General features: G+C 62.6%; 18 protein-coding genes. 4 read left to right on the top strand and 14 right to left on the bottom strand.

Annotated features, from left to right (window positions below; genetic code table 11):
* Positions 1-26: 26 nt before the first annotated feature.
* Positions 27-671: a mismatch-specific DNA-glycosylase gene (locus tag FO013_RS04280; protein ID WP_222103576.1), complete on the top strand. Its 645-nt coding sequence runs from the start codon at positions 27-29 to the stop codon at positions 669-671.
* A gap of 34 nt (positions 672-705) precedes the next feature.
* On the opposite strand, the gene FO013_RS04275 is transcribed toward FO013_RS04280, so the two are convergent.
* From FO013_RS04275 to FO013_RS04230, 10 genes are all read right to left on the bottom strand, one after another.
* Complete coding sequence (locus FO013_RS04275; RefSeq protein WP_186292980.1) at positions 706-1,320, bottom strand: thymidine kinase; 615 nt, start codon at positions 1,318-1,320, stop codon at positions 706-708.
* A 75-nt stretch (positions 1,321-1,395) separates the two neighbouring features.
* Positions 1,396-2,103, bottom strand: a complete 708-nt coding sequence (locus tag FO013_RS04270; protein ID WP_143921312.1) for a PepSY domain-containing protein — start codon at positions 2,101-2,103, stop codon at positions 1,396-1,398.
* A gap of 74 nt (positions 2,104-2,177) precedes the next feature.
* On the bottom strand, positions 2,178-2,639 hold the full coding sequence (locus FO013_RS04265; protein WP_143921311.1) for a VOC family protein: 462 nt from the start codon (positions 2,637-2,639) through the stop codon (positions 2,178-2,180).
* Positions 2,640-2,902: 263 nt separating this feature from the next.
* Positions 2,903-3,691: a hypothetical protein gene (locus FO013_RS04255; RefSeq protein WP_143921310.1), complete on the bottom strand. Its 789-nt coding sequence runs from the start codon at positions 3,689-3,691 to the stop codon at positions 2,903-2,905.
* A 93-nt stretch (positions 3,692-3,784) separates the two neighbouring features.
* Entirely contained in the window at positions 3,785-3,928 is a 144-nt protein-coding gene (locus FO013_RS22285) for a hypothetical protein (RefSeq protein WP_186292979.1), read from the bottom strand.
* A complete protein-coding gene (locus tag FO013_RS04250) occupies positions 3,925-5,412 on the bottom strand; it encodes an ABC transporter ATP-binding protein (protein ID WP_143921309.1) in 1,488 nt (495 codons plus the stop codon). Before FO013_RS04250 ends, FO013_RS22285 begins: the two co-directional genes overlap by 4 nt.
* Positions 5,413-5,414: 2 nt before the next feature.
* Positions 5,415-6,230, bottom strand: coding sequence for an energy-coupling factor transporter transmembrane component T family protein (locus tag FO013_RS04245; RefSeq protein ID WP_143921308.1), 816 nt, complete (start codon positions 6,228-6,230; stop codon positions 5,415-5,417).
* Positions 6,231-6,983, bottom strand: a complete 753-nt coding sequence (locus tag FO013_RS04240; RefSeq protein WP_260847987.1) for a histidine kinase — start codon at positions 6,981-6,983, stop codon at positions 6,231-6,233. It abuts the gene before it with no gap.
* 52 nt (positions 6,984-7,035) lie between these two features.
* Entirely contained in the window at positions 7,036-8,253 is a 1,218-nt protein-coding gene (locus FO013_RS04235) for a nucleoside hydrolase (RefSeq protein WP_143921306.1), read from the bottom strand.
* Positions 8,254-8,289: 36 nt separating this feature from the next.
* On the bottom strand, positions 8,290-8,748 hold the full coding sequence (locus FO013_RS04230) for a DUF2695 domain-containing protein (protein WP_186292978.1): 459 nt from the start codon (positions 8,746-8,748) through the stop codon (positions 8,290-8,292).
* 120 nt (positions 8,749-8,868) lie between these two features.
* On the opposite strand from FO013_RS04230, the gene FO013_RS04225 reads away from it, so the two are divergent.
* Positions 8,869-9,756 (top strand): carbohydrate kinase family protein, encoded by an 888-nt coding sequence (locus FO013_RS04225; RefSeq protein ID WP_143921304.1) that lies wholly within the window; start codon positions 8,869-8,871, stop codon positions 9,754-9,756.
* Between the two features lie 192 nt (positions 9,757-9,948).
* Here FO013_RS04225 and FO013_RS04220 read toward each other — a convergent pair whose 3' ends face one another.
* The 3 genes from FO013_RS04220 to FO013_RS04210 form a co-directional block, all read right to left on the bottom strand.
* Positions 9,949-10,179: an SRPBCC family protein gene (locus FO013_RS04220; protein WP_143921303.1), complete on the bottom strand. Its 231-nt coding sequence runs from the start codon at positions 10,177-10,179 to the stop codon at positions 9,949-9,951.
* Between the two features lie 7 nt (positions 10,180-10,186).
* Entirely contained in the window at positions 10,187-10,519 is a 333-nt protein-coding gene (locus FO013_RS04215; RefSeq protein WP_143921302.1) for a VOC family protein, read from the bottom strand.
* Between the two features lie 177 nt (positions 10,520-10,696).
* Positions 10,697-11,218: a winged helix-turn-helix transcriptional regulator gene (locus FO013_RS04210; RefSeq protein ID WP_260847986.1), complete on the bottom strand. Its 522-nt coding sequence runs from the start codon at positions 11,216-11,218 to the stop codon at positions 10,697-10,699.
* Positions 11,219-11,272: 54 nt separating this feature from the next.
* On the opposite strand from FO013_RS04210, the gene FO013_RS04205 reads away from it, so the two are divergent.
* Complete coding sequence (locus FO013_RS04205; RefSeq protein ID WP_143921301.1) at positions 11,273-11,917, top strand: dihydrofolate reductase family protein; 645 nt, start codon at positions 11,273-11,275, stop codon at positions 11,915-11,917.
* Between the two features lie 87 nt (positions 11,918-12,004).
* Here the strand turns inward: FO013_RS04205 and FO013_RS04200 are convergent, their stop codons facing one another.
* Entirely contained in the window at positions 12,005-12,691 is a 687-nt protein-coding gene (locus FO013_RS04200) for an SDR family oxidoreductase (RefSeq protein ID WP_143921300.1), read from the bottom strand.
* A gap of 92 nt (positions 12,692-12,783) precedes the next feature.
* Between FO013_RS04200 and FO013_RS04195 the strand changes: the two genes are divergently transcribed.
* On the top strand, positions 12,784-13,362 hold the full coding sequence (locus tag FO013_RS04195) for a hypothetical protein (protein ID WP_143921299.1): 579 nt from the start codon (positions 12,784-12,786) through the stop codon (positions 13,360-13,362).
* Positions 13,363-13,380 lie beyond the last annotated feature (18 nt).

The following is a 13,380-nucleotide window of genomic DNA, read 5'->3' as shown; positions in this document are numbered from 1 at the left end:
ACTGACTCGACGGTAGTGTGGACAGCGTGATTGAGGAAAGTTTCATCAGCTCCCGCCGACCATCGCCCTTAGCTGGACGAAAGCCGACGAAGGAGGACCTCACTGAGTTCGCCACTGACAATCCCGACGCCATCGATGACGTTCTCCCTGGACGCTCGGGTGAACTCTCGATGCTCATCGTCGGAATCAACCCGGGCCTGTGGACGGCCGCGGTCAATGCACCCTTCGCCCGACCGGGCAACCGCTTCTGGCCGTCTCTGCATCAGGCAGGTCTGACCGATCACCTCGTCGACGCTTCCCTGGGCCTGGCCGTCGAGGACGAGGCACAGCTGCTGGCACGCGGAATCGGCATCACCAACCTCGTGGGACGGGCCACGGCTCGGGCCGATGAGCTGGACAAGCAGGAACTGCGCGAGGGTGCGGCCAGGCTTGTCCGCCGACTCGACGGCATCCGCCCCAAGGTAGTCGCAGTCGCTGGGATCACGTCGTTCCGGATCGGATATTCGCTGCCCAAGGCCCACCTCGGCGAGCAGGACACGTCTGTCATCGATGGCTGGCCCGAGGATATCGACCTTCACGTCGTACCTCAGCCCAGCGGCCTCAATGCCCATTATCAGGTTCCGGACTTGGCCCGGATCTGGCGTGATGTGTGGGAGAGCATCGAGGACTGAGCACCTGCTCTGGTGCGGTCGTGACCGATTGCTGCTAGTGCGGTGGAGCGAAATGCTCGCGGCAACGTGCGACGTAGGATTCGAGGCCCCCGACATGGCTGGCATCGATGTCTGTGGCGCTCGGTTCCGAGGCTTCGACACTGAGCCCGGGGGTGCCCACCCTTTGGTGGAAGACGGCATCCCTGCCGCAGATCGTGCACACTGCCGTGAGTTTGAGCACGTCCTCGGCCACGGCCATGAATGTCGGCATCGGTTCGAAGGGGCCGCCGTCGAACGTCACGCACAGTCCTTCGACGATGACGGCAGCACCACGTTCCACGAGGTCGAATACGGTCGGCACCAGATCAGGCCCGAAGAATTGGGCCTCATCGATGGCCACCAGTTCATAGTCCTCGACGCGGGCGAGCTCGGCGAGGGACTCGACGTCACCGACGGGTATCGCGGGAATATTGATCCCATCGTGAGAGGTGATCGCCGACAGGTCGGAACGTGTGTCGAGAGAGTGGCTGAGGACGAGCACGTTGACCCCGGCGATCTTCGCTCGTCGGACGCGGCGCATGAGTTCCTCGGACTTGCCTGAGAACATAGGGCCGGCAATGACGTTGAGACGCCCGGCCGGCCGAGGCGAAGCAACTGGGTTCAAGGGCATAGCACCAGCCTACGCCGCGCTGTTCCGTCCTGACAGCGCCCATCTGTCCCAATGATGCTCCGGATGCGGCATTGGTCAGTCGTCGACGGTGACCTCCTTCGATTCGACGTCGACGGATACCTCGATCTCTTCACTCTTGTCATCGAAATCGAACTGGTATTCGATACGGTTGTCGTCGGATTCGAGCTTCCATCCGTCGAGTCGGCCTGAGGCCTTGCCCCGGGCGAGTTTGAGCGCCTCGTCGAAGGTCATCGGGTCGGTCAGGTCGATGGCCTTTTCCTTGTCGTCCGAGGAGTCCTTCTCCGTGTCGACGACTTCACCGGTCTCAGCATCGATCTCGACGTCGAAGTCAGTGGAGCCATCGATGACCTTGACCTCGTACTGCCACGCCTTGTCGCGTTCGTCGAAGTCGAGTTCGACGCCGTGTACGGTGCCGTCCTTCGCTTCCTTCTTCGCCGTGGCAATGGCGTCCTTGGGTGCCACTGATGGTGATTCCTTGCTCAGATCGGCATCAGCGGCCAACCCCGAGGAGCTGGTTGTCGTCGAGCCCTGCGATTTCGTGTCTTCAGCGCCGTCATCGCTGCTGGCATCGTCATCGCCTGCTTCAGCGTCGCCTGATGCGTCGTTGCCAGAAGCATTCTGCGCCTCAGTTGACTCTGAGGTTTGGCCCTCGGTCTCCGGGGCCTGACCATCACCTGAGCCCCCACTCGAACAGCCGGTGAGGGCGAAGGCGAGAATCATGGTCCCGGCAGCGGCTCGCGTGGCCAACTTCTGTGTCTTCATGCTCTCAACGGTAACAAGGAGGTGCCCCCACTGCCCCCTTGCTAAGAGGATTCTCATCCTGGTCAGAGCCCTAGTCAGTCGAGGCAGAACTCGTTTCCCTCGGGATCGGCCATGACGATGAATCCAGTCTCCATCGGCGGGTTGGGATCGACCCGTTCGAGCCGCTGTGCACCCAGTTCCTGCAGACGCTGACATTCGTCTTCCAACGCCTGCATCCGTTCGCAGTTCTGCAGACCGGGGGCAGCACGCACATCGAGATGCACTCTGTTCTTGACGATCTTGTCCTCGGGGACTATCTGGAAGAACACTCGGGGCCCGCGGCCTTGCGGATCCTCGATCGCGGCGCGGAAGTCCGCAGGCTTCAAGTCGATGCCCAGCCCCTCGACGAATTCCTTCCATGCGGCAAAAGGATCGTCACCGGCGCTGAGGCTGATTCCGGGAGGGCCAGGGATGACGTATCCGAGCGTTTCTGCCCAGAAGGTGGCTTGGCCGATCGGGTCGTGACAATCGAAGGTGATCTGTACTGCGCGGGTCATGATGTCTCCTCATTGAGATCGTTCAATCAAGGGTATCTGTTTCTGCTCCGTGGTCACTGACCTGTTCGACCGTCGATGCACTCCCGCAGAAGGGCCGCATGCCCGCAATGCCTGGTGCACTCCTCGATCGACGGTGGCTTTGGTCCATCTGTTCGGGGTTGTGAACATATAGGCATTCTGCTCGCCCGTCGCGGCATTGACCAGGGATCTGCAGAAAACTGTCCACGGGTGTGCGTCAAGGTGCGGCAGGCTGATGCCACGTGCTAGGAGGAGAGAGACCACTGCTGGGTCAGCGGGAACAGGCTCGGCACGTCCTCGCGGATGGTTCGACCGAACGCCAGAGCGCCACCGAAGAGCTTTTCGATGGCATTGACCGAGTGCAGGACCCGATCCCTGGACAGCGGGGGCAGGAGCTCACCGTGCTTGAGGTAGCCCTTCAACGTCCCGGTCGCCGCCATCTTCAGGCCGAGGCGTCCGGCGATCAGCCAGGTGATGCATTCGGCTTCGAAGCGGGACTGTCGTCCGTCGATGTCCGTCTCACTGGCAGCAATCCCCAATTTCGGAAAAGCTCCGAGATGTCCGGCATAGACCAGCGCGAGCTCATCGAGCACATGCTTCAACATCACAGTGGGACTCTGCGTCTTCGGCAAGCCCGCGAGGTCCAGCCCCTTTCGGTGCAGGACCTCCATGACGAGACGATGCCCGTCCCACGTCGGTGCCCCAGCGGCTTTGAAAGGGTTGACTGCGGCATCGGGGACCGGAGGCCCGTGGGTATCCTCGACATCGTAGACGAAGCGCACCGGCGCGAAGGGGTGCAGCACGATCAATGCCACGGCTTCGTCTGCGAGGAGCCTGCCGAATTTCTGCTGCCACGCGTGCTCTGTTTCGACGAATATCGCTCCGGCGTTCTGCTGCGCGATGAGAGCCGCGTTGAACGCGGCGATCTGGGGAAATCGGCGGACGAAGCCGAGCAGCTCGCCCCATGGCATCACGGATCTGTGACTGCCGACTTCGGCGTACAGTGCATCAAACGAATTCACGTTCTTATCCATGACCTCACGCTACGACTCGGCACTGACATGGCCGAAGCAAGCGCAATCACCTGCGGACATGGTCAAGCAGCGCAGGTCCCGCCTAGCATCGAGTCAGGGGCGAGCTGCGCTCTCAGCGCCGCGAACTGAGTCCACAGGATTTGAGTCCAGGAGGACGATATGACCGTTGACGACCACAACCTGACGATCCGCATCTGACATGACGAACTCGTCATCCGGCAGCGTTGAGATGCTCATCCGGCTGATCCCCCGCACTGATCGTCGTGACTCACCCTCCCCTCGCCCAGAAGCAGGATGCGATCCGCTGTCACTGCGGCCCAGTGCCGGTCATGGGTTGTGGCCAGGATGGATCCACCACGGCGGCGGAAATCCCTGATGAACACGTTCAGCCTGTCGACGGCCTTGCGGTCTCTGCCCAGAGTGGGTTCGTCGAGGAGGAGAATCCGAGGGCTCAAGATGAGTGCCGACGCCATCACCAGATCCTTGCGGAGATCGATGCTCAGATCATAGGGATGAGTCTCGCTGAACGAATCCAGCCCAGTCATCGCCATCGCCGAGGCGACCGACTTCTGTCGGCGGGTGCGGATCGCTGCCCTGTCGCGGCGTCTGTGCGAGGGCAGTGGCACGGCGCGCATGAGTTCTTCGCGCACGGTCGCAGCAGAAAGCTGACTTCCTGGGTCCTGTCCCACCCAGCCGAGGTGCTGTGCTCGTTCATGGGCAGGAGCATCGCCGAGGCTCACCGGAGTACCGTTGCCATCGACGTTGATCATGCCCGACGTTCTGACCCCGGCCCCGAGAAGACCAGCGAGACTGCGCAGGAGGGTGGATTTCCCTGCGCCGTTGGAGCCCATGATCGACACCATCTCGCCGGATGCGAGGTCGAGATCGATGTCGGTCAGAACGGTGACCCCACCGCGGGCGACGCTCAGCCCGCTCACCGACAGTGCGACAGAAGCCGGGGCCGACGGTCCGGCAGCTTCAGGGCGGTCGGCCTCGCGTGGCTCATATTTCTGATGTGGCTCACCTTGCTCACGTGGTCGAGTGTCCCAGATCCCGCGTCGTTCGAGTTCGCTGGCTGAGGGGCGGATGTCGGTCGTGATCAGCCGACCGGAGTCAAGGATGCTCACCTGGTCACAGGCTTCGGCCACCTCGTCGAACTGATGGGCGGTGATGAGGACCGCACCGCCAGCGACGCAGAAGGCCCGAAGCACTGCGCCGAGACGCCGCCGAGTCTCCGGGTCCAACGACAGAGACGGCTGGTCGAGGACCAGCGATGATGGATTCCCGGTGAGCAGTCCCGCCAGTGCGACGAGTTGGCGCTGACCACCGGAGAGAGTATCCAGGCGTCGACGCCACAGATCTCCGATGCCCAGCGAGTCAAGGGCCTTCCGTGCACGCCTCTCGACCGCTGAGACCTCGTCCCCATTCAGCCGCCCGGACAGCTGAACCTCATCGCCGACGAGGCTCGTCATTCCACTCAGCTGCGCCTCGGGGTCATCGCCGAGCATCACTGCAGTCCCTGCAACACGGATGTGCCCGACGCTGGTTCCACGCTCGGACAACAACCCAGTGATCAGCCGCCCCAGGGTGGACGTACCCGAGCCCACCTCGCCGAGGATCGTATGCATCTGTCCGGGGGCCAGCCGAAGGTCGATGTCGGTCAGTGTCGCAGCCGCATTGCTGCGGTAGGTGAAGCCGGCACCGGTGAGTTCGAGAAGCATTCTCAGGCACCCCAGATCATCTGGTCGGCAGTGGGCAGGGGCAGGACATCGGCCACGGAGGACACGACGAGGACGCAGGTGAGGAGGGGAGCACCTCGCCGCAGGAACCTTTGGCTCCGGCCATCGTGGTGATCCTGCAGCGACGTCACCTGCGTTGATTGTCCGAGACCGCGTTGTTCGAGCACGTCGTGACGCTGTTCGACCTCGATGAGGACGGAGGTGAACAGGCCGGTGACGATGCTCGGCAGCAGCCGAGTGCGGACCACCCAACTGCTCACGTCCCAACCGCGACTGGCGCGGGCCTCGATCATCTGCTGAGTGCGGGTGCGGATGAGTGGGATGAGGCCGATCGCCGAGGCGCAGATATAGGCCACCGAGGAGGGCAGCCGCAGGGCCCGCAGCCCGTCATACAGGCGAGCCGAGTCGACTCCGAGTCCGAAGAATGCGCACAGGGACACGAGCGCACTGACCCGCAGCCAGATCTGTGCGGCGATCGCCAGTCCTTCGACGGTGAGCTGGGCGAGACCGTATTCCCACAGCACGGTCACCTCGGCGCCGGGGTAGAAGAGTCCCTGCACGACGCTGAGGACGATCAGCGTCGGCAGGCACAGCACGCCGACGCCGATCGCCCAGGTGCGCAGACTCACTGCGGGTGAGATCACCGCGGCAATGAGCGTGGCGGCGATGATGGCGATGGGCACGACCGGGGACGGGATGCCGAAGACGAGCAGCAGAGAGCATACGAGGACGATGATCTCGGTGGCTGGATGCCAACGGTGTGTGGCCTGCTGTTCCCGGTCGAGAACAGTCGAGGTCATTCAGCCGACCCGCACCGGTGTGCGGGATCTGCGCGAAAGACTGTGGTCGGTGAACGGATACCTGTCGAGAATTCGCCGCGGCAGGGTGCGCACGACCACATAGGCCAGGGCGAAGATGAGCGCCTTGTCGATGATGTCGGAGAACAGGCTCTGTGCCAATGTCGCATTGAGCATCTCGAGGCCGGCTGCCTGCAGGATGGCGACGACGCCGCCGGTGCCAGAGCCCAGACCGCCGCCGAAGACGTAGGCAGCCACAGGAGCGCCGAGTGCTCCGGCAGGGATTCCTGCAAGAGCGCCGGTGATGACGGCGAACCAGGGAGTGCGGAAGGCACCGAGCCGTGCCGCCCACCCTGCAGCCGCACCGATGAAGGCCGCCCCAGAGCTGAAGGCGATGACGCTGGGGCTCAGGGTGACTCCCCAGATGAGGTTGGAGATGATGCCGGTGAACGCTCCGGCTGCAGGACCGGCGAGGACACCGATCATCACGGTCCCGATCGAGTCGAGGTAGAGCGGGATGGGGGTGACATTGCCGACGACATGGCCGATGACGATATTGGCGGCGATGGCGACGGGGATGAGCGCGAGAATGCTGCGCGGGATCAGCGGCAGTGTGCCGGCTGCGAGGAGGACTCCCCCGAACAGGTATCCGAGCATGACCCACAGGGTCGTATGTCCCAAGTTCGTGCCGAGGTTGGCCGGTTGTGTCAGGAGGACCGCGATATATGTGCCGAGGATGACGATGGTGCCGAGCAAGGTCAGTGTGAGAGGAAGTGTGTGGCTCTGGTGACTTTTGGTGCCGTGACTCTCAGTGCTCTGGTTTTGTGCGGGACCGACGGTGTGTGCCGGCCCCTGCCCAGACTGTGTTGGTTTCGTGGTCATGATGGGGTCCTTTGCTCAGTGTCTCGCCGAGGTGGTCGAGGAAGGTCTGCGCATCGATCGTGCGGATGATCTCGGCATTGACGCCCTTCCCCCACCGTCCCAGCCAATCGGCGACGGTTTCGCCACGTGTGAGTTTACCGGTGAGTTCGACGTCGACGGGCGCACAGATCGTGGTGGCCCACGGCAGGGTGCCTCGAGTTCCGTTCGCAATGGGCTCGTCGCTGACCGCCGAGATGGTTGAGATCTCGTCGCTGCGTGCCCACTCGAGGGCGCAGGCGAGGACGAAGGGATCATGGATGTGGGCGATGTAGCCCAGACCGTCCCATTCGTGGAACTCGAAGTAGAAGCGCAGGGCTTCGGCCATCTGGGCCAGCCAGCTGCCCCATCTCTCACCTGCGGCCGACGGTTCTCCTGTCCCGTCGTGAGGTTTCGGAGCCGCGTCGAGGATCGTTCTCAACCGTGTGGGAGTCATCTCAAGAGCCTCGGTGGCTTCGATCGGGGCGATCACCGGCAGGGCCCGATGAGTACCCTCGAGGTGAGCGTGGTCGAAGGCGGCGACGACCGTCGCCGTCGACTCGGGGTCGAAGGTGACGTTCCATTCGGTGGTCGGGTGGGTGTTGCCGCGATAGTTGAAGGCGCCGCCCATGATGAAGAGTCGTCTCACCAGGTTGGGCAGTTCGGGTTCGATGGCTATGGCCAGGGCAAGGTTCGTCGACGGTCCGATGACAACGCCGATGAGCTCTCCGGGGTGAGACCGTGCAGCATCGACCCAGGCTTGAGCGGCACTGATGGAGCTGGCCGGTGTCGCCGGTTGTGGAAGCCGCGCATATCCGACGCCGGTGGGTCCGTGGGTGAGGTCAGCGTACTCGGGCTCGGCGATAGGCGACATCGCAGAGTCTCCGTCGGTGCCTTCGGTCGGCCAAGCTGTGGGGAACTCGCTTCCCGGGTGGATGGGTATGCCAGTCCGTCCGGCAAGTTCAAGCCAGCCTTGAGCGTTGGCGCTGACCTGTGCGGTGGACACGTTGCCGCCTGAGGCCGCGATGCCGATGATGTCGACGTCGTCTTGGCACAGCAGATATCCGAGGGCGATGGCGTCGTCGATCCCGGGGTCACAGTCGAGGAACAGCGGCAGGTGTGGAGGCATGTGTCCTATTCTGCCGGAATCCCATCGCCCAGTTCCTCACCACCGACTCATTCGCACCCAGTTCGGGCAGGGCCGCGTCGAGCCTCGACGCACGAACTGGCAGCACAGGTAGAAGATCTTCGCGGGTGGCTCATTGATGCCGAACTCCTCGCGTAGGTCGACCGGCTCTTGGGATTCGAACCCTGTGCCGATCTCTGCCCCGAATGCGGCTCCGGTGATCCACGGGCGTTCTGCGAACGTATATGCGTTGTTGAAAACCTCGCAGTCACAGCAGCAGGCACCCATGCTTCCCAAACGTTCCATCAGCGCAGTGGCCCGAGGAGCTGTTCGGTCCCGAAAGGTCAGGGCGAAGCGACGTGTTCCGTCGCAGCCGAATTCTCCGAGCTGGCGAAAGACGTAGCAGACCAAGCATTCGCCTTCCCGCGGTGTGAGGATGCGAGCTGAGGCTGCGTCGACGATCGTTCTGACTTCTGATTCCATCGTGTCTTTGTCCATGCGGCAACGATTCCAGACGGCACTGACATGAACTGATGTCAAAGTCGACCTCTGGACTATATACGTACTATTCGTACTGATGAGGAAACTGAACGCTCGTGTGCGCATAGAATCGAGCCCATGAGCATTCTTGTCATCGGTGAGGCTCTCATCGACATCGTCAGCTCGGCCGGATCATCAGATCGCTATGCTCCCGGCGGGGCGCCGGCGAATGTCGCCCTCGGCCTGGGACGCCTCGGCGCCGATGTCGAGCTGCTCACCGATGTCGGAGATGACTTCCACGGTGGGTTCCTTCTGGCTCATCTGCGGGAGTCGCACGTCCGTGTGCACGCCCGCCCGACTGGTTCGACCTCGACGGCACGAGCTCTGCTGTCGGCGGACGGCTCTGCCGAATACGAGTTCTCACTGCGCTGGGCCCCCGATGCATCGCTGGTCGGCAGCGGCGACTGGGCGGCAATTCATGTCGGTTCGATCGCGGCGTTCCTCACCCCCGGTGCCGCTGCGGTCGATTCTCTTCTCCAGCGCGGACGAGACTCCTCAGCACTGCTGAGCTTCGACCCCAATATCCGGGCCTCCATCATCGGCGACCATGAGCAGGCGCTGGCTCGGTTCGAGTCTCTCGCTGCACGTGTCGATGTCGTCAAGCTCAGTGATGCCGATGCGGACTGGCTCTATCCCGGACAGAGTGCCGATGCTCAGGTGGATCGGATCCTTCGTCTCGGGGCCAAACAGGTCGCACTCACCTGCGGGTCGGAGGGCTCGATCCTCTCGACCGCCTCGGCCAGGGTGAGGGTTCCGGCAGGAGCAGTGAAGGTGAGGGACACGATCGGTGCCGGAGATACCTTCATGTCATCTCTGGTGCACGATCTGCAGAGCACAGGCACCCGATTCGAGGACATGGATGAGGTCATGCTCACCGACCTCGGCGAGAATGCCTCACGCCGGGCGGCCATCACCGTCGGTCGTGCTGGAGCGGACCTCCCCTGGGCCAGCGAAGAAGGCGCCTAGCTGCTCGAGGGCGATTCGGTGACCGTTCCGACTGCCATCGATCATGTCGGTGCCGACGAACGACACCACCTGGTTCACGATCGTCACCAACGTCCCCGCGGGGACGTCAATGAAGGACCAGGTGACCATCCCTGTGACGAGAAGATCGTCCCCACGCCACATTGTGTCGGTGTGAACGGCAAAGTCCTCCACTTAGACGTGAATGTAGTCGATGGCCGCACCGTACTCGAGCGCTTCGGGGCTCCCACACCGATATTCCGCACGGCCTCCGGTCCGGAAGTCATCGCGGTCGTAGACGACACCTTCGCCGGCTGAGGCACTCCACTGCTGCCTGGCTTCGGTGTCGGCGAAGGCTTCCCAGACGTCCCCGCGGGGACGTGCGATCTCCGTGCTCAGTCGAATGGTGTCGGTCGTGGGGTACATTGCAGCCTCACTCACCGGAGAAGACGATTCGATTGCCGTCGGGGTCAGCGATCGGCAGAATCCGCTGACCACCGCCCGGCTGTGGTCCACCGTGGTCGATACCAGCAGCAGCCAGCTGCTCAGCAAGTGCATCGAGGTCCGACTCCCCGATGACCGCGGTCGAGTATCCGGCACGCTGCGGCTCGGTCCAGACCTGAACTCCGAACTCGCTTCCGAAGTGCCATTCGAGCAGTCCCGGCATTGGAGTGGCGTCGGGGCCGCGCTCGAAGACCTTCGAGTACCAGTCGTGCGCCTGGCCCTGATCAGTGACGGTGATGCTGGCCATCAGTCCGGTGAACATGATCGCTCCATTGAGATCGATGAGTCGATTCAATATGCAAAGCAATTGCATTCTGCAACTACTCACCCTATAGAAGCACACAGCCTCGGCTCGGACAAGGCCTTCTTCGCACTCACATTCCAGATGGCGTCAGTGAGAATCAGCCCCAGGCGAGGAATGCGAAGGTCAGAAGATTGATCACATCTTTCCGAGTGCAGCCTCATACTCGGCCTGCAGACGCTCCGAAGCCCGTGGCCGAGGAGATTCAGGAAGGGCAACGCCGAGGTGGGCCTCCCGCAGTTCGTCCATGAGATCGTCGACCAGCTCGGGCGACTCAGCGAGAATGCGGGCCCTCACTGTCAGTTCGTGAGAGGTCGGGCGGTGGTTCATTCCCCAGGCGCCGAGCGCGACCATGACCGGCACCACCTGGATCCCCGCCTCAGTGAGGGAATAGGCGGCCTTTTGGCCGCGAACCGCGTCTGCCCGGGTCAGCAGGCCTTCGTCGACCAGCTTCTTCAGGCGACTGGAGAGCATATTCGACGCGATTGACTCGTCGTTGAGAGTGAGGAGCTCGCGGAAATGGCGGCGATTGCCGAATACGATGTCGCGGAGCACGATGAGGCTCCAGGAATCACCGAGGACTTCGACGGCTGCGTTGATCGCGCAGCCCGAGCGCGGTTCGCTTCGCAATTCTTCCTCCCAAGTAGTTGCAATCGGCAATCACTACATCCTACGCTTGACTCACTCATCGCTGACTATCACATCGGAGTGATCATGGTTCGAGTACGTGTACACAGTCAATTCGTCTCACTGGACGGCTACTCCGCCGGTGACTATGTGACGTTCGACGAGCCGATCGGCGGTGCCCGAGCACTCTTCGGCTGGTTCGACGGTCAAGGAATCGAAGGGATCGGCGGCGTCGATGGGCCCGTCACTCTTGATCGCGCGCTGTTCGCAATGTGGGGACAGGGCATCGGCGCCGAGATCATGGGTCGGAAGAAGTTCGGGCCGCAGGAGGGGCCGTGGCCCGATGATGGGTGGCGCGGCTGGTGGGGCGAGGAACCGCCGTTCAAGACTCCGTGCTTCATCCTCACTCACCACCCGAGGGAGGCGATGGAGTTTTCCAACGGGACGAGCTTCCATTTCGTCGATGACACCCCTGAGGCTGTCCTGGACCAGGCGATCGATGCCGCGAACGGTCGCGACGTACGCATCGGGGGTGGCCCGTCGACCATTCGCCAGTTCCTCGCCGCTGACCTCATCGACTTCATGGCTGTGGCGATCGTTCCGATCACGTTGGGCACGGGTGTTTCGCTATGGGAAGGCATCAGCGGCATCGAGGACCGCTTCACGATCGAGACGATCGGCTCGTCGAGTGGACTGACCCACCAGCTCTGGAACAGGAAAGATCGAGGATGAAGACGTCGTGAGCGTGACAATGGGGAGATCGAAGGCTGAGTTCGATCTCCCCATGTGTGTGTCGCGAAATATGTGTGTCGCGAAGTCCTACTTCACAGCCTCGGCGATCGGGGTGTCACCGTCGTAGAAGTTCACGGTCTCTCGCTTCGCGGCATCGTTGGCGATGACATGGGTCATCACATCGGCGACGAGTTCACGTGAGGTCACTCGCGTGTCATCGTCCGGGGTCGTGCCGTCGACGTCACCGGCGCCATCGGCCAGCAGCACGCTGCCCTTCGACGGCTCCGAGGTCAGACCGCCGGGCCCGAGGATCGTGTAGTTCAGGGAGCTTGCACGCAGGTGCTCATCTGCTCCGTGCTTCGCTTCAACGTAAGGGTAGAACGAGCTCTCCGGATCGACACGGTCGAGGTCGACGCCCGCACTGGCATAGGACACGATGACGTAGCGATCGACTCCCGCTTGCGCGCTGGCATCGATGGAGCGTTTCGCTGCCTCAAGATCCACAGCGCGGGTCCGGTCAGGATTGCCACCGCCGGCGCCTGCCGAGAAGACCACGGCCTTTGCTCCGGTGAAGAGCTCCGCGAGCTTGCCGGTATCGGCCGATTCGATGTCGAGGACAACGGCGTTCGCGCCCGCAGCCTCCACCTCGGCGGTCTGATCCGGATTGCGAATGACGGAATCCACCGAGTATCCGGATTCCTTCAGCTTCGGTGCGGCCATGAGGGCGATCTTTCCGTGGCCTCCGAGAATGACTACGCGGTCTGCATCAGACATGTACTTCTCCTTCGTCGGTGTGCTGGTGGCGCTGACACTGGGCACAGCTCCAAATGGCTGCGATTTATTCCACAACGGGTATTCTCATTGCCATGTCCAGGCCCCCGAATACCGCCGCTGCACTGCGTGCGATGGATAGTGGGCGAAGTGTCGTCGTGGGAACATCTTCCCGAAGACTCGTCATCATTCTGTCCGTAGCGCTCGCAACCGGTGCAGTGCTCGTCGGTCTCGCGTTCCTCATCGTCACGAGCAGTCTTGATCAGAATGTCAGTTGGATGCTCTTCGCATTCAATCCGCGAATGTGGGCGATCGCCATCGGCCTCATCGGCTGCCTCGTCGTGGCTCCGATCGTCGTGGCCGTTCGCCTCCGCCGGGCAGATGCGCTCGTGGTCTCAGGTGCCGGTCTCATAGAGTCCCACCGCGGGGTGGTTCTGCCGGCGACGTTTGTGTCGTGGAATGAGATCGAACGGATCTCCCTCGACACGGCCACCCCGAGACCGGGACCCAAATACGTCGTCTACTACCTGACTCGCGGCTCCGTCGAGCGACGTGGCCACACAGGTCCCTTCGCTCGACGAATCATGCTCCGCACCGGCCTTGAGCTCTCACACCGGCAGCTGTTCGAACTCCTATCAGCGGCGCACACGCGGTATGCGAGGCAGATCCGGTGATGCCTGAATCTTTCAGGC

This window comes from Brevibacterium aurantiacum, from assembly GCF_007558825.1.
Taxonomy (GTDB): Bacteria; Actinomycetota; Actinomycetes; order Actinomycetales; family Brevibacteriaceae; genus Brevibacterium; species Brevibacterium aurantiacum_A.
Note: the sequence above shows the minus strand (reverse complement) of the source record. Positions and strands in the feature narration are given on the sequence as shown.